The sequence below is a fragment of the Paraburkholderia sp. J63 genome (genome assembly GCF_905220245.1).
GTDB lineage: Bacteria > Pseudomonadota > Gammaproteobacteria > Burkholderiales > Burkholderiaceae > Paraburkholderia.
The window spans coordinates 229,588-248,447 of sequence record NZ_CAJMZF010000001.1; the positions used below are offsets into that span (position 1 = coordinate 229,588).

Here is an 18,860-nt window from a genome sequence, read left to right on the forward strand (position 1 = left end):
CGAGCCCCGATGTGCCTCACGCATATCGGGGCTTTTTAAATGCACGATGCGATATCCCTGGCCCCGGAATCGCCGCTGCTGTTGAGCGCGGATAACCGTGCCAGCACGCTTGCGGCAAGCGACCGGCCGCATCAATGAGCGCCATTCATTTCGCCGCGGTTGCGCTTCTACGCCCGCGCGACGCCGCCTGCGCCGCCTGGCGCGGCGACACCATCTTGCGCCCACGATGGCGAATCTCCTTGCTGAATTCGAGGCAGGTCTGCGTCATCAGATCGGGCGAGCGGTACACCATGAAGACGTGATAGTCCGGTAGTTCGTCGCGGATCGGCAGCGGCCGGAGCGCATCGGGATCCAGCGCGAGCGGGCCGGTGCGCCCATAGAACACGAAATCGGACCACACGCTGATGAGATCCGTGCAGGTGGCGAGTTGCAGCCCGAGTAGATTCGAGCTGCTCTGCACGACATTGCGCGGCATCTCCAGCCGGTGCAGGCGCATCAGGCTCGCGAGCGGGCTGCCCGGGTCGTCGAGCGGATCGAGCGTGAGCCATTCCGCATCGACGAGCGAGCGGATGCGCGTCGTGCGCGCGAGCGGGTGGCCGGGGCGCGCGGCCACATGCATGCCCACCGAAAAGAGCGGCTCCCACTGAAATGCGCTGGTGCCGGGGCCGCTATTCGTGGAGATGAGCGCCAGATCGAGGTGGCCTTCGCGCAGACCTTCGAGGATCTGCTGCGGGCGCATCTCGTAGGCGCGAATCGCCACGGCGGGAAAGCGCGCGCGAAATGCGGCGATGGCTTCCGGCAACGGTCCGCTCGATGCAACCGCCGAGAAGCCGATATTGAGCTGCGCCTCGGCGTGCCCGCGCATGGATTCGATGTCTTCCAGCGCGTGACGCAGTTCGTGCTCGACCACGCTCGCACGCTTGACGAGTGCGCGTCCGTAGTTCGTGAGGCTCACGCCGCGCACCGAGCGCGAGATGAGCGTCACGCCCAGTTCGCGCTCGAGCTCGGCGACGGCCTTCGAAAGCGCGGGCTGCGAGACGTGCAGGCTGCGCGACGCCTCATGCATGCTGCCGTGCTGCGCGAGCGCGAGCAGGACGCGCAACTGGTGCAGTTTCATCCGATGATTTCCTCCTGAGCCTCGCCTGAGGGGCGTCGCGTGGGCGCGCGGGCCACCGGGCGTCGGTACTTCTACCGATGGCCGCCGCCCGACGGTTATGAAGGTGATTCTATCTGGTTATCACGATGAAAATTTCTCACTTCTTTCAAAAGTGAACCTTGCCTGATTATCGATTCGTGCCGAAAGCGCACGACGAATGCCACGAATGCCCCGAAACGCGACGTTCAACCCTGCCTGCGGAGATCCGCCATGAATGACGCTACGCTCAGCGCCGCCGACGATACGGGCGCCATTGCGCGCGCCGCCGCCTCCGGTCACGCGCCGGCACGTCAGAGCCAGTTCCGCCTGATCGCCGCATGCTCGATCGGCAATGCGCTCGAAATGTACGACTTCACGGTCTACAGTTTCTTCGCTCTCCTGATTGGCCGCCTCTTCTTTCCCTCGGACAGTCCGTTTGGTTCGCTGCTGCTCGCGGTGGCCACCTTCGGCATCGGTTTCGTGATGCGGCCGCTCGGCGGCCTCGTGATCGGTAGCTATGCCGACCGGCGCGGCCGCAAGGCGGCGATGACGCTCACCATCGCGCTGATGGTGGGGGGCACGCTGTGCATCTCGCTGGCGCCCACTTATGCGCAGGCCGGCGTGTACGGCTCGCTCGTGCTGCTCGCGGGCCGCTTGCTGCAGGGCTTTTCTCTCGGCGGCGAGATTGGCGCGGCCACGTCGATGCTGATGGAGGCGGGCACGGTGGGGCAGCGCGGCTTTCGCGTGAGCTGGCAACTGGGTAGTCAGGGCATCTCCGCGCTGATCGGCGCGCTCACGGGCGCCGTGCTTTACGCCACGCTTACGCCGCACGCGCTCGAAAGCGGGGGGTGGCGCCTGCCGTTCCTTGGCGGTCTCGCGATCGCGCCAGTGGGCCTCTATATCCGCGCGAAGCTCGACGAGACGCACGAGGCCGCGCCCGATGCGCCCAGCCCGCTCGGCACGCTCATGCGCGAGCACGGCGGCAAGGTGCTCAAGGGCATCCTCTCGGTCACGGCGGGCACGGTCGGCATGTATCTCGTGGTCTTCTTCATGCCCACCTACATGATTCGCGTGCTGAAAATGCCGCCTTCGCTTTCGCTGCTCTCGGGGTGCGCCACGGGCGTCACGATGCTCATCGCTTCGCTCGTTTCGGGGCGGCTCGCCGACCGTCTCGCACGCCGCAAGCCGCTTGTGATAGCCGCGCTCGTCTTCAACCTCATTGCGGTGGTGCCCGCGTTCTGGCTCATGACGCGCTTTCCCAGCGTACCGCTCGTGCTCGCGCTTTCCGTGCTGCTGACGGCGTCGTCGAATCTCGGCTCGACGCCCATGCTGCTCGTGCTCATGGAAATGCTGCCGGCCGCGGTGCGCGCGAGCGGTCTCTCGGTGATCTACAGCGTGGGCGTGACGGTGTTCGGCGGCAGTTCGCAGTTCATCGTCACCTGGCTCATCGCGAAGACTGGCAACCCGCTTTCGCCGGCGCTCTACATGGTCGCGTGCGGGTTCGTCACCCTGTTCGCGGTCTGGAGCATCCACGAGCGTCGCGTCGATTGAGTGCGCGGCAGACGTCATTGAATCCCTCCCATTCCACAAGGACTCCGATCGATATGAAGCGCGAATCCACGCTCACGCCGTTTCAACTGCTGCCCACGCTGCTGCCCGAAATCGAAATCGACGCCGAAACCTTCATCGGCATCCGCCGGCAGATTCATTCGCAGCCCGAACTGGGTTTCGAGGTGGGCGCCACCGCGAAGCTCGTGGCGATGCTGCTCGAGAAGTGGGGCTACGAAGTGCACACCGGCATCGGGCGCAGCGGCGTAGTGGGGCAGTTGAAGGTGGGCACGGGCAAGCGGCGCCTCGGCATACGCGCCGACATGGATGCGCTGCCCATCGTCGAGAACACGGGCCTGCCATACGCGAGCCAGCACGCGGGCAAGATGCACGCATGCGGCCACGACGGCCACACGGCGATCCTGCTCGCGGCGGCCAAGACGCTTGCGGAGCGGCGCGACTTCGACGGCACGCTCAACCTGATCTTCCAGCCCGACGAAGAAAACCTGTGCGGCGCGAAGGCGATGATCGACGACGGCCTGTTCGAGCGCTTCCCCTGCGACGCCGTCTACGCGCTGCACAACATGCCCGGTGTGCAGGCGGGTACGTTCCGCGTGCTCGCGGGGCCGGTGAGCCTGTCGTCCGACGTGGCCGACGTCACGCTCAAGGGCGTGGGCGGTCACGGGGCAATGCCGCACCGCGTGAAGGACCCGATCGTGGCGGCGGCTGCACTCGTCACCGCGTTGCAGACGATAGTCTCGCGCAACGTGGCGCCCGACGACCCCGCCGTGGTCTCGGTGGGCTTCATCAAGGGCGGCGCCACGCACAACGTGATTCCGGAGACGGTGACACTGGGCATCAACATTCGCGCGGCGCAACCCGAGACGCGCGAGCTCGTGGAGCAGCGCGTGCGCGAGATCGTCGCGTCCACGGCGCAGGCCCATGGCGTTCAGGCGCAGATCGACTACCGGCAGCTCACGCCGCCGATGGTCAACACGCCTGCGGAAACGTTGCTCGCGCAACAGGTTTGCACGGAGCTGGTGGGCGCGCAGAACGTGGCCGTGCAGGCGCCGAAGGGCCTGAACGGCAGCGAGGATTTTGCGTGGATGCTCAAGGCCGTTCCGGGCTGCTATTTGCTGCTCGGCAATGGCGAAGGCGAGTTCGGCGGCTGCATGGTGCACAACCCCGGCTACGACTTCAACGACCAGGTGCTGCCGCTCGGCGCGGCGGCATGGGTGCGGCTCGCGCAGCGCTTTCTTGCGGGATGAAAACGTTGTGCTAACGGACGGCTTTCATGGCGGCAGGGCATAGGCCGTTCGCGTGCTTTCGCGTGCAAGGCGCTTAAGCTTCTCTTCAGCCAGGCTTCGTTAAGATGGGCTGCCTCGGTGGCGAGCCATGCTCGCCCCGGTTCATTCCCCGCATCGTTTCGTATCGCCGCAGCATCGGCCCCGGGCCGCGACGGCGAATGCGCATCGATCGTCTTCGCGCCCTGGAGTGAGCTCCGCCATGAAGCCGCCGCTCTTTGCACCGCTTTTTACTCAGTTGCGTGCAGACCTGCTTGTCATCGCCCTTACGACGATGTTTATTCAAGCTGTCGTTTTCATTGCGATTGCGGTGTTGCGTGTGCCCGAACACGCGTTCACGACGCTGGGCTTTCGCCTGGGCGTGATCGGGATCGTATCGGCAACGGTGCTCGTGGTGCGCTGGATCGAACGGCGCGCCGCGCTCGATGCCATCAAGACGCATTCGCCATGGTGAATCGCGATTCGATCAGGTATCCGAATCAATTCGCGAATGCAAAATCAAATCGTGCCGCTCACGATCTCGCCGGCAATCAATTCGCCGCCGTCGACGAGTTTGTCGACGATGCTGCTGCCCACGCTGTAGCCGCCCATCAGCGTTAGGAAACACTTAAGAAAGCGGCGCGCGCACGATGCGCGCGCCGTGTTTTTGCGGGAACGCGGCGATCAGGCCGCCGTGGCCTGTGCGATGGTGATCGGGCCGCCGGGCGGCTGGCCCGTCTGCTGGCGCGAACGGCCCGAGCTCAGATAGGCCGCGATCGAGTCCTGCGTGATCTCGCCGATCCAGGCGCCGTCGCCATCGAGCACCGGCATCCACGACGCGCTGAACTGATACATCTTCGAGAGCACGATGCGCAGGTTGTCGTCCACCGAGACACTGGCGGCGAACGGCGTCACGCGCTCGCCGCACACACCGTCACCGGCGCGCGCCGCACGACGCGTCACATAGCCGAGCGCGTGGCCCGCTTCGTCGAGCACGGTCAGATAGCGGCAGTCCGCTTCGTCCATTACCGCGAAGGCATGCGCGAGCGGCGTATTCACGCGCGCCGTTTCGGGCTGCGTGGCGGCGTCGCCGGCCTTCACGAGCAACAGACGCTTGAGCGTGCTGTCCTGGCCCACGAACTGCGCGACGAATTCGTCGCGCGGGCGGGCGAGCAGGGTGTCGGGGTGATCGTATTGCACAAGCTGCCCGCGCCGGAACACGGCGATGCGGTCGCCGAGCTTGATGGCCTCGTCGATGTCGTGGCTCACCATGATCACGGTCTTCTTCAGTTGCCGCTGCATCTGGAAGAACTCGTTCTGAATGGACTCGCGATTGATCGGATCGACCGCGCCGAACGGCTCGTCCATCAGCAGCACGGGCGGGTCGGCGGCGAGCGCGCGAATCACGCCCACACGCTGTTGCTGGCCGCCCGAGAGCTCGCGCGGATAGCGCTTCAGATACTGCTTCGGATCCAGCGCGACCATCGACATGAGCTCTTGCGCGCGCTCCGCACAGCGCTTCTTGTCCCAGCCGAGCAGGCGCGGCACCACCGTGATGTTCTCTTCGATGGTCATGTTCGGGAACAGGCCGATCTGCTGGATCACGTAGCCGATATGGCGGCGCAAGTCGACCTCGTTGAGCCCGGACGTATCCTCGCCGTTGATGAGCACGCGGCCCGAGGTGGGCTCGATGAGCCGGTTGATCATCTTGAGCGTGGTGGTCTTGCCGCAGCCCGAGGGGCCGAGGAACACGCAGATTTCGCCTTCGGCCACTGAAAGGCTCACGGAGTCGACGGCGCGCACCGGCTGGCCGTCCTTCTGCGTGAAGGTCTTGGTCAGTTTGTCGAGTTCGATCATGTCTTCTGTACTCCTTTCGGTGTCAATGCGCGCTGCAGCATCTGCAGCAGCAGGTCGGCGACGATCGCGAGCACGCTCACGAGCACCGCGCCCACCAGCAGCTTCATCATGCTGCTCTGGCCGATGGCGCGGATGATCAGCGAGCCGAGGCCACCCGCGCCGATCACGGCGGCAATCGTCATCACGCCAATGTTCATGACGACCGCGGTGCGCACGCCTGCGAGAATCACGGGCACTGCAAGCGGCAAGTCCACGAGGCGCAGGCGCTGCCACGAGGTCATGCCGATGCCGGTGCCGGCCTCCTGGATGCCGGCGTCCACGCTGGAGAGCGCGAGCCAGGTATTGCGCATGATCGGCAGCAGCGAGTAGAGAAACACCGCCGTGATCGCGGGCACGGCGCCGATGCCCTGGCCGAAGCGCGAGAAGAACGGGATCATGAGGCCGAACAGCGCGATGGAGGGCAGCGTGAGCACGATGGTGGCAAGGCCGAGCAGCGGACCCGCGAGCCATTGCTGGCGATTGATCAGGATTCCTAGTGGAACGCCGGTCACGATCGCGCAGCCCACGGCGATGCCGACGAGCCAGATGTGCTGCAAGGTGAGCTGCAGCAGCTCGGGCCAGCTCGAAGCGAGATAGTCGAATACGCTCATGCAGCCTCCTTCAGGGCAACTGATGCGTGCGCAGGAAGGCATTGGCCACCTCGCGCGGCGACTTGCCGTCGAGGTCCACTGCCTTGTTCATGTCCTGCATCACGTCGTTGTTGAGCGCCGCCGAAAGCGCGTTGAGCTGCGCCGCGAGCTTCGGATTGTGCTCGAGCGCTTCCTTGCGCACCACGGGCGTGGCGTTGTAAGGCGGGAAGAAGTGCTTGTCGTCTTCGAGCGGCACGATGCCGAAGCCTTTCACGCGGCCATCGGTCGTGTAGACGAGGCCGATCTTCAACTGGTTGTTGTGCAGCGCCGTGTAGACGAGCCCCGGGTCCATCTGCTTCATCTGCGAGCGCCTGAAATGCATGTCGTAGGTTTCGAGCAGCGGCTTCAGGCCGTCGGGGCGATTCGCGAATTCCGCGTCCATGCCGAACACGATGTGCTTCGCGTCGGGGTTCGTCTTCAGATAGCCGGCGAGCTGCGAGACCGTCTTGATGCCGGAGGCCTGGGCGAACTGGCTCGGCAGCCCGATCGCATAGGTGTCGTTGAGCGGCGAGGCATCGAGCCAGACGAGCCCGCGCGGCTCGTCGAGCGCCTTCACGCGCTGGTACATGGCTTCGGGCGAGAGCTTGTCCGTGAGCTTGTCGTAGACGAGCGCCGCCGTGCCCGTGTAATCCCACACGAGGTCGAACTGCCCGTTTTCCAACGCGCTGCGCATGAGCGTGCTGCCGAGGCCGGAGCGGACTTCCACGTCGTAGCCGCGCGAACGCAGATACTGCGCCGTCACTTCCGCGAGCACGTATTGCTCGGTGAAGTTCTTCGCGCCCAGTACGAGCCTGGCGGCGAATGCCGAGGAGCTGGCGGCCACGCACAGCGTCCCCACGACGCACAGGCGCGCGATCGATCGAATCGTACTGCGAAACATAAGAGCGACGCTCATGCTGCACCTCCGCGGCGCACGAGCCATTGACGGCTGCTGGCTGCGACGATGCCGTCCAGCACGAGCGCGAGTATCGCGGTGAGCGAGGCGCCCAGCAGCAACAGCGGCTGGTTGTCGAGATAGATGCCGGGGAAGATCAGCGAGCCCAGACTGTCGGCGCCGATCAGATAGGCGAGCGGCGCCGTGCCCACGTTGATCGCGAGCGCCGTGCGCACGCCGCCCACGATGATGGGCAGCGCGTTGGGCAGCTCCACGCGGATGAGCGATTGCCAGCCAGTCATGCCGATGCCCTTGGCGGCCTCGCGCAGCGCGGCGGGCACGTTCTTCACGCCCTCGTAGGTGTTGCGCGTGATGGGCAGCAGCGAGGCGAGGAACAGCGCGACGATGGCGGGCAGGTCGCCGATGCCGAAAATACCGAGCGCGATGGCGAGCACGGCGAGCGACGGAATCGTGTTGCCGATGTTGAAGACCTGCATGAAGCGCTCGGCCTGGCGCTGAAAACGCGGCCGGCTGAGCATCACGCCCGCGGGCACGCCCACGAGGATGGCGAGCGCCATGGAGTAGACCACCAGCAGCATGTGCCGCCCCGCGTAATAGGCGAGATCGTCCGCATGGCTGCGGAACGTTTCTGCGCCGATTCCGCGGGCGAGCGCCCATGCGATGACGGCTATCGCTATCAGGCTGCCCAGCAGTTGGACAGTGCGTCGATTCATGAAGATACGCCTCCTCAATCTCGGTGCGGCGCGCGCCATGGCACAGAATTGCGCACGATGGCGCACGCCGCGAGGACGCCAGATGGCGCCGCGATGGAAGTTCGTGATCCCGGCATGGCCGCGATTTGAACTGACGGAAACAGTCCTTGCCGGCCGCAACGACAGGCGGCGGGCAGTCGAATGAACGCACTCGTGCGTTCGTCTGATTGTCATGTTCAGCCCAGCGACGCAATGACATCGAGCGCGCTGAGGCAGGGCACCGTCCTGCGAGGACGGCATGGATGCGGTGGGCACGGGCCCAAACCGCTGGGGCCGGTGGCCCCCTTGATGTGGCGAAACAGATGCGCGCGCAACGAAATGGGCGCTGGCATCACCGACTTTACGTCACGTTCCGCACAAGATCATGCTTTTTGTGATGATGGAAAGGCCAGTATAGGCCAATCGATTGATCGCGTCTACCATGGGGAGCGATCGATATGATTCAGGTCCGATCGAGCGATCGCTGCAAACGGAGGTCAACGTGTCATATCGGGAAAATAATCTGGATGCCGAAATAAATCTTGCAGGTATCATTTCCCGATAGCTTTTAACCCCTTTTTTTAGCGCTTTATTTGTGGACGCGTGATTGACACGTGCGCGGCAAGGCAAGCGCGGTCCTGCGCGACCGCGCTACTTTTCGCGCCCCATTCCCGCAACGGTGAGCGTGCGCTCGGCTAGCACGGCGTCGCGTTTGGCGAGCAGGTGGCCGCGCAGGATCTTCGCGAGCGCGGGCCCGTTGCGCGCTTCGAGCGCGCTGATCATGCCTTCGTGGTCGCGTATCGCGCTGTCCCACTTCGCGGTCTGGAAGTTGGAGCGAAAGCGCAGCGCCTGCAGGCGCCGGTTCAGGGTCACGTAAGTCTGACGCAGCGCCGCGTTGCGTGCCGCGATGTTGATGAGGTCGTGAATCGCGTGATTGCGCGCGTAATAGCCGGACAGGTCGTTCTGCGCGCGGCACAGCAACATGGCGGCGTGCAGCGCCTTGATTTGCGCAAGCTCCGTTTCGCTGATGCGCTCGCAGGCGAGCTCGCCCGCGAATGCCTCCAGGCCGCTCATGAGCTCGAACATGTCGCGTATCTCGGCTTCGCTCAGTTGCGCGACCGTGGCGCCGCGGTTCGGCGAGATCTCGATGAGCCCCTCGGCGGCCAGCACCTTGAGCGCTTCGCGCAGCGGCGTGCGCGAAATGCCGAGCACTTCGCAGAGCTTGCGCTCGTTGAGCTTCACGCCGGGCGCGAGCTGTCCCTCGACGATAAATTCGCGCAGATGGTCGACCACCGTGTCGTGCAGGCGCTGGCGAGCAAGCTTCGGCAGCGCGAGCGCCGACGCGTCTGGTTGGGCGGACGCGAGCTGCGCGTCCGGAATGTCTGCATTTTGCATACGAGACCTCTCTCGTCCGACTTGCCCCCATTCTAGCCTGGCCGCCTCCAGAGCCCGTTATGGCGTGCTGCCGGGTTTCCCCTGGGCGGCTTTCCGTCAATTTCACCTTGCATCTGCTTGAGCGTGCACTAGAGTATTTTGCATGCAAAATGCCATTTCTGCTGGATCGGGTGGCATCGACTGAAGCTCTTCCGACTTTCATCGAACATGGGACCTCTTCATGCTGAAACTCGACTTCCATCCCGCCGGCCGCCATTTCCTGCAGATTCCCGGCCCGAGCCCCGTGCCCGATCGCATCCTGCGCGCGATGAGCTATCCGACCATCGACCATCGCGGGCCCGAGTTCGGCGCGCTGGGGCTTGCGCTGCTCGATGGCATCAAGAAGATCTTCAAGACCACGCAGCCCGTGGTGATCTATCCCGCTTCGGGCACCGGCGCATGGGAGGCGGCGCTCACCAACACGCTCTCGCCCGGCGACACGGTGCTGATGTACGAGACCGGCCACTTCGCGACGCTATGGAAGAAGATGGCCGAGAGCCTGGGCCTGAAGCCCGAATTCCTGGGACTACCAGGCGTTGAGGGCTGGCGGCGCGGCGTGCAGGCGGACATGATCGAGGCGCGTCTGCGCGCGGATACGGGCCATGCGATCAAGGCCGTTTGTGTTGTGCACAACGAAACATCGACGGGCGTGACCTCCGATATCGCCGCCGTGCGCCGAGCCATCGACGCGGCGGGGCACCCGGCGCTCTTCATGGTCGACACGATCTCGGGTCTCGCATGCGCCGACTATCGCCACGACGAATGGGGCGTGGACGTGACGGTCTCGGGCTCGCAGAAAGGCCTGATGCTGCCGCCCGGCATCAGCTTCAACGCGGTCTCGCAGAAGGCGCTCGAGGCGAGCCGCACAGCGAAGCTGCCGCGCGCATTCTGGAGCTGGACCGAAATCGTCGAAATGAACCAGCAGGGCTACTGGCCCTATACGCCCAATACGAACCTGCTTTATGGCCTTTCCGAAGCGCTCGACATGATTCTGGGCGAGGGGCTCGACCAGGTGTTCGCGCGTCACAGGCGGCTGGCGGCCGCGTGCCGTGCCGCGGTCGAAGCGTGGGGGCTTGAGATTCAATGCGTGGATCCCGCCGTGTATTCGCCTGTGCTCACCGGCGTGGTGATGCCCGAGGGCGTGGACGCCGACGCGGTGCGCAAGCTCATCTACGAACGCTTCGATCTTTCGCTGGGCACGGGGTTGGGCAAGGTGAAAGGGCGCATGTTCCGCATCGGGCACCTCGGCGACTGCAACGACCTCGCGCTGATGGCGGCGCTCGCGGGCTGCGAGATGGGGCTCAAGCTTTCCGGCGTACCGTTGCGCGCGACGGGCGTGGGCGCGGCGATGGAGTATCTGGCGCAGCATGAGAGCGCGCCTCGCCTGAAGGCGGTGGCGTGAGCGCCTGCCTCGCGAATGTGCCCATGCACGCGATTTCCGATGCACCCGATGCCCAACGTTTGAACGCCCGACGTTTCGACTGACTGCCCGATGCTCACGTCCACACCCAAACCGCTCGTTCAACCCATCCGGCTCATGCCGGCCTCCGCGCGCGCGGCGCTCACGCCGCTCGCCGCGCGGCTCGCGCGCGAATTACGCGGCGACGTATTGTTCGACCGCGCCTCGCGCGGCCGCTACGCCACAGACGCATCGATCTATCAGATCATGCCGATCGGCGTGGCGGTGCCGCGCGACGAGGACGATTTGCGCGTCGCGCTCGACATTGCGCGCGATACGGGCGCGCCGGTGCTGGCGCGCGGCGCGGGCACGAGCCAGTGCGGGCAGACCGTGGGCGAGGCGCTCGTGATCGACACGAGCAAGTGGCTCAACCGTGTCGTGTCCTTCGACGCGCAGGCGCGCATCGTGACGGTCGAGCCCGGTATCGTGCTCGACCACCTCAACGCGTGGCTCAAGCCGCACGGTTTGTGGTTTCCGGTGGACGTCTCCACGGGCGCGCAATGCACGATAGGCGGCATGGCCGGCAACAACTCGTGCGGCTCGCGCTCGATCGAGTACGGCATCATGGTGCACAACGTGGCCTCCATCGACGCAGTGCTCGCCGACGGCCACGAAACCTGCTTTGCCAAGCTATCCGAAATGTCACGCGATGGGCACACGCAGGCGCTCGTCGAGGGCGTGCGCGCGATTGCCGAACGCGAGCGCGATGCATTGCGCGAGCGCGTGCCGAAGGTACTGCGCCGCGTGGCCGGCTACAACCTCGACTTGTTCGATTGCCAGAACCCGCTCGCTTTCGAGCGCGACGGCGAGCCGAATCTCGCGAACCTGCTGGTGGGCTCCGAAGGCACGCTGGCGTTCAGCCGCCAGTTGACGCTGCGCCTCGCGCCGTTGCCGCGCCACAAGGTGCTGGGCGTGGTGAACTTCCCTACCTTCTACGGCGCGATGGATCTCACGCGGCACATCGTCAAGCTCGGGCCGAGCGCGGTCGAGCTGGTCGATCGCACGATGATCGATCTTGCGCTCGACAATCCGGCCTACCGGCCCGTGATCGAGCGCGCGCTCGTGGGCGCGCCGCAGGCGGTGCTGCTGGTGGAATTCGCCGGCGACGAACGCGACGTCCAGCTTGCGCGCCTCGCGCAGCTCGTGGAGCTGATGGGCGATCTGGGCTTGCCGGGCAGCGTGGTCGAGATGCCCGATGCGGCGGAGCAGAAGGCGCTCTGGGAGGTGCGCAAAGCGGGCCTGAACATCATGATGAGCATGAAGGGCGACGGCAAGCCGGTCTCGTTCATAGAGGACTGCGCGGTGCCGCTCGAACATCTCGCCGACTACACGAGCCGCCTGACCGAGGTGTTTCATCGCCACGGCACGGAAGGCACGTGGTACGCGCATGCGAGCGTGGGGACGCTGCACGTGCGGCCGATTCTCGACATGCGCCGCGACGGCGCACAGAAGATGCGCGCGATTGCCGAGGAGGCCGCCGCGATGGTGCGCGAGTACAAGGGCGCGTTCTCGGGCGAGCACGGCGACGGCCTGTGCCGCGGAGAATGGGTTGCCTGGCAGTACGGACCAAAAATCAATGCGGCATTTGCGGAAATCAAGGCGCTGTTCGATCCCGCGAACCGCATGAGCCCGGACCGCATCGTCAATCCGCCGAAAATGGACGATGCCGCGAACTTCCGCTTTGCGCCGGGCTACCGCGAGCGCGCCTGGAAGCCCGCGCTCGACTGGTCGGCATGGAACGTCACGCGCGATCCGCTCACGGGCGCCGAGGGCGCGCCGGGTTCGGGCAGCGACGCGAGCGCGGGCCTCGCGAAAGCGGTCGAGATGTGCAACAACAATGGCCATTGCCGCAAGTTCGACGCGGGCACCATGTGTCCGAGCTATCGCGTCACGCGCGACGAGCAGCATGTCACGCGTGGGCGCGCGAATACGCTGCGGCTCGCCTTGTCGGGGCAGCTGGAATCCATCGGGAGTGCTGATGGCTCCGCGACGGAGGGCGGTCTCGCGAGCCGCGCCGTGAAGGATGTGCTCGACCTGTGCGTATCGTGCAAGGGCTGCAAGCGCGATTGCCCGACCGGCGTGGATATGGCGCGCCTGAAGATCGAAGCGCGCGCGGCATGGCAGCACGCGCACGGTGTGACTCTGCGCGAGCGGCTCGTTGCCTGGCTGCCGCGCTACGCGCCGCTCGCGAGCCGCGTGCCCGGCGCGCTGCCTGCGATCGAGCGCTTGCCGCGCGTGGCGGCGTGGCTCAAGCGGCGCATCGGCTTCGCGCAGACGCGTGCGTTCCCGCGCATCGTGCGCCCGTTCACCGCGACCGCCGGGGCAAGCGCGAACGACGCTGCGCCGGCTTCGGCGGCGCGCGAGGTGCTGCTGTTCGTCGATACGTTCAGCAACTATATCGAGCCCGACGTGGCGCGCGCCGCCAGGCACGTGCTGGAGGCGGCGGGTTACACGGTGCGCCTGAACACGAGGACAGGCGAGCGCCCGCTGTGCTGCGGACGCACGTTCCTCGCGGCGGGTCTCGTCGATCAGGCGAAGGCGGAGGCGCGCCGCTCGCTCGATGCGCTGATGCCCTATGTCGAGCGCGGTGTGCCCATCGTGGGTCTGGAGCCTTCGTGCCTGCTCACACTGCGTGACGAATGGACGGCTTACGGCTTCGGCGAGGCCGCCGCGAAGCTGGCGCGCCACGCGCTGCTCTTCGAGGAATTTCTCGTGCGCGAGCGCACGGCGGGGCGTCTCGAACTGAAGCTTCAAGCGCTGCCCGAGGCGCGCGCCGTCGTGCACGGACACTGTCACCAGAAGGCATTCGGCGCTTTCACGCCGGTGCAGACGGTGCTTGGCTGGGTCCCGGGGCTCGCGATCGCGCCCGTCGAATCGTCTTGCTGCGGCATGGCGGGCAGCTTCGGCTACGAGAGCGAGCATTACGCCACCTCGCTCGCGATGGCGGAACTCGCGCTCCTGCCCGCCGTGCGTGCCGCGCAGGCCGCGGGTGACGCACTCGTGGTCGCCGACGGCACGAGTTGCCGCCACCAGATCGCGGACGGCGCGAGCGTGCACGCGTTGCACGTCGCCCAGGTCCTGGAGCGCGCGCTCAGTCCACCGCGCTGAATTCATGGGAGCAGCATTGCATGGCCGTTATAAAGCAGTCTGAACATCCGGAGTCCTGAAGTATCCGCCGAGAGGCGAAACGAGTCGCGAGCGCACGTCTCTCGCGCCGTACACTTCCAACAAGGAGACGATGATGTTGCGCCGAGCCACCACACGCGTGCTGCTACTGCTGTGCGCGATGTACCTCATCACCTACGTCGATCGCGTCAACGTGAGCACGGCCGCCAGCCAGTTCGCGGCCGAGCTCCATCTTTCGCATACCGAAGTAGGCATCGTGTTTTCCGCCTTCGCCTATCCGTATCTGCTGTTCCAGATCATCGGCGGATGGGTCGGCGACCGCTTCGGCCCGCGCCGCACGCTCGCCGTATGCGCCGTGATCTGGGCCGGCGCCACCGTGCTCACCGGTCTCGCGAGCGGCTTTGCCTCGCTGATCGTGGCGCGTCTGCTGCTCGGCCTGGGCGAAGGCGCGACCTTCCCCACCGCCACGCGCGCGATGTCGAACTGGATGCCCGCGAGCCGCCGCGGCTTCGCGCAGGGCACGACGCACGCCGCCTCGCGCATCGGCAATGCCATCGCGCCGCCGCTCATCGTCTGGCTCATGCTGATGTCGGGCTGGCGCGGCGCGTTCATCGTCACCGGTATCGCGAGCTTCATCTGGGCCGTGCTGTGGATCTGGTACTTCCGCGACGATCCGCGCGCGCATCCGCGCATCACCGAAGCCGAATGCGAAGGGCTCGAGCGCTTTTCCGGCGCGAAGGAGCGCGCGCCGGTGCCGTGGCGGCGGCTCGTCGCGCGCATGTCGCCGGTCACGGCCGTGTACTTCTGCTATGGCTGGGTACTGTGGCTATTCCTCGGCTGGATTCCGCAGTACTTCCTGCACAACTATCACATGCATCTGGCCAAGTCGGCGCTGTTCGCCTCCGGCGTGTTCTTCGCGGGCGTGCTGGGCGACTGGCTCGGCGGTTCGGTCACCGACCGCATCCTCAAGAGGAGCCGCAACCTGCGCCTCGCGCGCAACGTGATGGTGGGCGTGTGCATGCTGCTGACGCTGCTCTCGCTCGCACCGATCCTGCTCGCGCAGAACGTGACGGTGACGCTCGCCGCGCTGTGCCTGAGCGCGGGCTTCTTCTTCAACGAAATGACCATCGGGCCGATGTGGGCCGTGCCCATGGACATCGCGCCGAGGCATGCGGGCACCGCGAGCGGGATCATGAACACGGGCTCGGCCGCGGCGGCCATCGTGAGCCCCGTGGTGGGCGGCTGGCTGATCGACCGCACGGGCAACTGGAACCTGCCGTTCACGGTGTCGATGGCCATCATGGCGCTGGGCATCGTGCTCTCGTTCGCGATGCGCCCGGACCGCACACTCGACAGCGCAGCGGGCTCGGTCGACGGTGCACATGCACATACAACGGCCTGAGCAGGTAGGGGCGATAGTGCAACGCGGTGCGCAAAGGCGGGCACACCGCTCCACGAAACGACCGGATTATGAGGAATACGTATGAACGACGATACCGCCATCCACGGCGCCATTCGCACCGAGCGCGCGGGGCACGACGGTGCGATCACCATCGTGACGATAGACCGTCCCGCGAAGCTCAATGCGCTCACGCGCACGCTCTGGCGCGCGCTCGGCGACACCTTCGAGACGCTGTCCGCCGATGAGCGCCTGCGCTGCATCGTGCTGCGCGGCGCGGCCGAAAAAGCGTTCTCGCCCGGCAACGACATCGGCGAATTCGCCACGGACCGCTCGAACGTCGAGCAGGCGCGCGAGTATGGCGCGCTCATGCACCGCACGCTCGGATTGATCGATGCGTGCCCGGTTCCCGTGGTCGCGATGATTCACGGCATCTGCGTGGGCGGCGGGCTGGAACTGGCGGCGCTCTGCGATCTGCGCATCTGCGGCGAGTCGAGCCGCTTCGGTGCGCCCATCAAGAATCTCGGGCTCGTGATGGCGCATGCCGAACTCGAGGCGCTGCTGCGCCTCGCGGGCGAGGCCGTGGCGCTGGAGATCCTGCTCGAAGGCCGCATTTTCGACGCGCGCGAGGCGCTGGCCAAAGGGCTCGTCACGCGCGTGGTGCCCGACTCCGAGGTGAGTGCGGAGGCGCTGGCCGCCGCGCAGCGCATTGCCGCGGGCGCGCCGCTCGTCGCGCGCTGGCACAAGCAGTTCGTGCGCCGCGCGCGCAACCCCGCGCCGCTCACGCAGGCCGAGCGCGACGAGGGCTTCACGTGCTTCGGCACCGAGGATTTCCGCATCGGCTATCAGGCGTTTCTCGCGAAGGAAACGCCGCAATTCAAGGGACGTTGAGATGGAAGACACGCGACACGGCGCATCGCGCACGGGCCCGCTCGCGGGCATGACGGTGATCGAGCTTGCGCACATCATGTCGGGACCGGTCTGCGGCATGATGCTCGCCGACATGGGCGCGGAGGTCATCAAGGTGGAGAAGATGCCGGGCGGCGACGACTGCCGCCGGTTCGCGCCGATCCTCGCGAGCGGCGAATCCGCCTCGTTCATGATGGTCAATCGCGGCAAGCGCGGCATGGCGCTCGACCTGAAGACCGAGGGCGGCCGCGCGGTGCTGCGCCGCCTGCTCGCGAGCGCCGACGTCGTGACCGAGAACTACCGGCGCGGCACGATGGAGAAGCTCGGCATGGGCTACGAGACGCTCAAGGCCGGGAACCCGGGCCTGATCTACTGTGCGATCTCGGGCTATGGACGCAGCGGGCCCTATGCGGACAAAGGCGGCTTCGACCTCATCGCGCAAGGCATGAGCGGCCTGATGAGCATGACCGGCGAGCCCGGGCAGGCGCCGATCAAGGCGGGCTCGCCGGTCACGGACATCAACGCGGGCATTCTGGCGGCGCTCGGCATTTGTGCGGCCTATGCGGGCCGGCAACGCACGGGCCGCGGGCAGATGGTCGATACTTCGTTGTTCGAAGCAGGTTTGCAGCAGATGTATTGGGCCTTCGCCAACTATTTCGCCGATGGCACCGTGCTCGAAAAAGCCGGTTCGGCCAATCCCACGAGTGCGCCCTATCAGGCGTTCGAAACGCGCGACGGCTGGATCAACGTGGGCGCGGCGAATCAGAGCAATTACGAGCGGCTCGTTGCCGTGCTCGCGATTCCGGGGCTCGCGGACGACGCGCGCTTCGCGACCAACGCGGGGCGCCTCGAGCATCGCGCGGCGCTCGTGGAAATTCTGGGCGCGCGCCTGCGCGAGCGCACCACGGCGCAGTGGCTTGCGGCCTTCGACGAGATCGGCTTGCCGTGCGGCCCTGTGCTCGGCGTGCCCGAGGCGGCCTCGCACGAGCAGGCCATCGCGCGCGGGATGATCATGCAGACCGAGCATCCGGTGAGCGGGCGCGTCACGGGCATCGGCCTGCCGGTTCATTTTTCGGAAAGTACAGCGACGTGTGAGCGCCCTGCGCCGCTGTACGGCGAGCACACTGTTGAAGTGCTGCGCGAATATGGCTACGACGATGCGCAGATTCGCGCGCTCGAAGCCGAAGGGGCGGTGGGCGTGGCGCGCTGAGGCCGGTGTCGGGCGTGAAACCGCGTGCGGCTCGGGCCGGAGATTGATGAGTAGCATTCATGAAATCATGCGGTTTATCCACCTTTATCCGGTAGGCGAACTCGTTTCTAATAGACGGCTCTTGCCGTCGATCCGACGCGCAGCCACTTCGGAGTTTGGGTTATGGATTATCGCTATCTGGGCGGCAGCGGCCTCAAAGTTTCACCTTTGTGCCTCGGCGCCATGATGTTCGGCGGGGAAACCGATGAATCGACGTCGAAGCGCATCATCGACAAGGCCTTCGATCAGGGCGTGAATTTCGTCGATACCGCTGATGTTTACCATGCGGGCCGCTCCGAGGAGATCGTGGGCCGCGCCATCGCAGCGCGTCGCGACGACTGGGTCGTGGCGACGAAGTTCGGCTACCCTGCGGGCCCCACGCAGGGCCCGAACCAGCAGGGGCAGTCGCGCAAATGGATCTTCCAGTCGGTCGAGGCGAGCCTCAAGCGTTTGAACACCGACTATATCGACGTGCTCTATTTCCATCGCGCGTTGCCCGATCTGCCGCTCGAAGAGGGCGTGCGCGCGGTGGGCGATCTGATCCGCCAGGGCAAGGTGCGCTATTTCGGGCTTTCCAATTTTCGCGGCTGGCGCATTGCCGAAGTGGTGCGTCTCGCGGACCAGCTAGGCATCGAGCGGCCCGTCGCGAGCGAGCCGCTTTACAACATCGTGGACCGCAGCGCCGAAGTCGAGCAACTGCCGGCCGCCGCGCATTACGGCCTGGGCGTGGTCCCGTACAGCCCGCTCGCGCGCGGCGTGCTGACCGGCAAGTATGCGGTGGACGCGCCGCCGCCCGCGGACAGCCGCGCGGGGCGCGGCGACCGGCGCATCCAGCAGACGGAATGGCGCCCGGAATCGCTGCGTATCGCGCAGCGGATTGCGGCGCACGCGGCCGAGCGCGGCACGACCTCGATTGCGTTCGCGCTCGCGTGGGTGCTCAACAATCGTCTCGTGAGCTCGACGATCGCGGGGCCGCGCACGGAAGCGCATTGGGACAGCTACGTCGAAGCGCTGGAGCTTCGTCTGGGTCCCGAAGACGAGGCGTTCATCGACAGCCTCGTGCCGCCGGGCCACGCATCGACGCCGGGCTATACCGACCCAGGCTATCCGGTCGAGGGACGCAAGGCCCGCTGAGCGAGCCTGCGG

15 protein-coding genes are annotated in these 18,860 nt (G+C 66.1%); 9 read left to right on the forward strand and 6 right to left on the reverse strand.

Annotation, left to right across the window (positions count from 1 at the left end; all coding sequences use genetic code 11):
• Positions 1-145: 145 nt before the first annotated feature.
• Entirely contained in the window at positions 146-1,117 is a 972-nt protein-coding gene (locus U5775_RS01045; RefSeq protein WP_322056258.1) for a LysR family transcriptional regulator, read from the reverse strand.
• Between the two features lie 249 nt (positions 1,118-1,366).
• Here U5775_RS01045 and U5775_RS01050 point away from each other — a divergent pair, with 249 nt between their 5' ends.
• The 3 genes from U5775_RS01050 to U5775_RS01060 all read left to right on the forward strand — a co-directional run bounded on the left by U5775_RS01050 (position 1,367) and on the right by U5775_RS01060 (position 4,441).
• The gene (locus U5775_RS01050) at positions 1,367-2,686 is read left to right on the forward strand and encodes an MFS transporter (protein WP_322056259.1); all 1,320 of its coding nucleotides are present in this window, start codon (positions 1,367-1,369) and stop codon (positions 2,684-2,686) included.
• Positions 2,687-2,739: 53 nt separating this feature from the next.
• Positions 2,740-3,951: a M20 aminoacylase family protein gene (locus tag U5775_RS01055; RefSeq protein ID WP_322056260.1), complete on the forward strand. Its 1,212-nt coding sequence runs from the start codon at positions 2,740-2,742 to the stop codon at positions 3,949-3,951.
• 238 nt (positions 3,952-4,189) lie between these two features.
• Positions 4,190-4,441 (forward strand): hypothetical protein, encoded by a 252-nt coding sequence (locus U5775_RS01060; RefSeq protein ID WP_322056261.1) that lies wholly within the window; start codon positions 4,190-4,192, stop codon positions 4,439-4,441.
• A 209-nt stretch (positions 4,442-4,650) separates the two neighbouring features.
• On the opposite strand, the gene U5775_RS01065 is transcribed toward U5775_RS01060, so the two are convergent.
• From U5775_RS01065 to U5775_RS01085, 5 genes are all read right to left on the reverse strand, one after another.
• Positions 4,651-5,823: an ABC transporter ATP-binding protein gene (locus tag U5775_RS01065; RefSeq protein WP_322056262.1), complete on the reverse strand. Its 1,173-nt coding sequence runs from the start codon at positions 5,821-5,823 to the stop codon at positions 4,651-4,653.
• Positions 5,820-6,473 (reverse strand): ABC transporter permease, encoded by a 654-nt coding sequence (locus U5775_RS01070; RefSeq protein ID WP_322056263.1) that lies wholly within the window; start codon positions 6,471-6,473, stop codon positions 5,820-5,822. Before U5775_RS01070 ends, U5775_RS01065 begins: the two co-directional genes overlap by 4 nt.
• A 10-nt stretch (positions 6,474-6,483) precedes the next feature.
• A complete protein-coding gene (locus U5775_RS01075; protein WP_322056264.1) occupies positions 6,484-7,407 on the reverse strand; it encodes a glycine betaine ABC transporter substrate-binding protein in 924 nt (307 codons plus the stop codon).
• Complete coding sequence (locus tag U5775_RS01080) at positions 7,404-8,120, reverse strand: ABC transporter permease (RefSeq protein ID WP_322056265.1); 717 nt, start codon at positions 8,118-8,120, stop codon at positions 7,404-7,406. Before U5775_RS01080 ends, U5775_RS01075 begins: the two co-directional genes overlap by 4 nt.
• Before the next feature lie 669 nt (positions 8,121-8,789).
• Positions 8,790-9,533, reverse strand: a complete 744-nt coding sequence (locus U5775_RS01085) for a GntR family transcriptional regulator (RefSeq protein WP_322056266.1) — start codon at positions 9,531-9,533, stop codon at positions 8,790-8,792.
• A 220-nt stretch (positions 9,534-9,753) separates the two neighbouring features.
• Between U5775_RS01085 and U5775_RS01090 the strand changes: the two genes are divergently transcribed.
• The 6 genes from U5775_RS01090 (at position 9,754) to U5775_RS01115 (ending at position 18,848) form a co-directional block, all read left to right on the forward strand.
• Positions 9,754-10,974, forward strand: a complete 1,221-nt coding sequence (locus tag U5775_RS01090) for a pyridoxal-phosphate-dependent aminotransferase family protein (RefSeq protein WP_322056267.1) — start codon at positions 9,754-9,756, stop codon at positions 10,972-10,974.
• 90 nt (positions 10,975-11,064) lie between these two features.
• Positions 11,065-14,139 carry an FAD-binding and (Fe-S)-binding domain-containing protein gene (locus U5775_RS01095; protein WP_322056268.1) on the forward strand — a complete coding sequence of 1,025 codons (3,075 nt, stop codon included), beginning with the start codon at positions 11,065-11,067 and terminating at the stop codon, positions 14,137-14,139.
• Positions 14,140-14,269: 130 nt separating this feature from the next.
• Positions 14,270-15,559 carry an MFS transporter gene (locus U5775_RS01100; RefSeq protein WP_322056269.1) on the forward strand — a complete coding sequence of 430 codons (1,290 nt, stop codon included), beginning with the start codon at positions 14,270-14,272 and terminating at the stop codon, positions 15,557-15,559.
• An 81-nt stretch (positions 15,560-15,640) separates the two neighbouring features.
• Positions 15,641-16,447, forward strand: a complete 807-nt coding sequence (locus U5775_RS01105) for an enoyl-CoA hydratase/isomerase family protein (protein WP_322056270.1) — start codon at positions 15,641-15,643, stop codon at positions 16,445-16,447.
• A gap of 1 nt (position 16,448) precedes the next feature.
• The gene (locus U5775_RS01110) at positions 16,449-17,675 is read left to right on the forward strand and encodes a CoA transferase (RefSeq protein ID WP_322056271.1); all 1,227 of its coding nucleotides are present in this window, start codon (positions 16,449-16,451) and stop codon (positions 17,673-17,675) included.
• Positions 17,676-17,837: 162 nt separating this feature from the next.
• Positions 17,838-18,848: an aldo/keto reductase gene (locus U5775_RS01115; RefSeq protein WP_322056272.1), complete on the forward strand. Its 1,011-nt coding sequence runs from the start codon at positions 17,838-17,840 to the stop codon at positions 18,846-18,848.
• The last annotated feature ends 12 nt before the right edge of the window (positions 18,849-18,860 follow it).

Coding starts and splice junctions, on each gene's coding strand:
- U5775_RS01045 (WP_322056258.1), bottom strand. CDS start 1,117: ATGAAACTGCACCAGTTGCGCGTCCTGCTCGCGCTCGCGCAGCACGGC.
- U5775_RS01050 (WP_322056259.1), top strand. CDS start 1,367: ATGAATGACGCTACGCTCAGCGCCGCCGACGATACGGGCGCCATTGCG.
- U5775_RS01055 (WP_322056260.1), top strand. CDS start 2,740: ATGAAGCGCGAATCCACGCTCACGCCGTTTCAACTGCTGCCCACGCTG.
- U5775_RS01060 (WP_322056261.1), top strand. CDS start 4,190: ATGAAGCCGCCGCTCTTTGCACCGCTTTTTACTCAGTTGCGTGCAGAC.
- U5775_RS01065 (WP_322056262.1), bottom strand. CDS start 5,823: ATGATCGAACTCGACAAACTGACCAAGACCTTCACGCAGAAGGACGGC.
- U5775_RS01070 (WP_322056263.1), bottom strand. CDS start 6,473: ATGAGCGTATTCGACTATCTCGCTTCGAGCTGGCCCGAGCTGCTGCAG.
- U5775_RS01075 (WP_322056264.1), bottom strand. CDS start 7,407: ATGAGCGTCGCTCTTATGTTTCGCAGTACGATTCGATCGATCGCGCGC.
- U5775_RS01080 (WP_322056265.1), bottom strand. CDS start 8,120: ATGAATCGACGCACTGTCCAACTGCTGGGCAGCCTGATAGCGATAGCC.
- U5775_RS01085 (WP_322056266.1), bottom strand. CDS start 9,533: ATGCAAAATGCAGACATTCCGGACGCGCAGCTCGCGTCCGCCCAACCA.
- U5775_RS01090 (WP_322056267.1), top strand. CDS start 9,754: ATGCTGAAACTCGACTTCCATCCCGCCGGCCGCCATTTCCTGCAGATT.
- U5775_RS01095 (WP_322056268.1), top strand. CDS start 11,065: ATGCTCACGTCCACACCCAAACCGCTCGTTCAACCCATCCGGCTCATG.
- U5775_RS01100 (WP_322056269.1), top strand. CDS start 14,270: ATGATGTTGCGCCGAGCCACCACACGCGTGCTGCTACTGCTGTGCGCG.
- U5775_RS01105 (WP_322056270.1), top strand. CDS start 15,641: ATGAACGACGATACCGCCATCCACGGCGCCATTCGCACCGAGCGCGCG.
- U5775_RS01110 (WP_322056271.1), top strand. CDS start 16,449: ATGGAAGACACGCGACACGGCGCATCGCGCACGGGCCCGCTCGCGGGC.
- U5775_RS01115 (WP_322056272.1), top strand. CDS start 17,838: ATGGATTATCGCTATCTGGGCGGCAGCGGCCTCAAAGTTTCACCTTTG.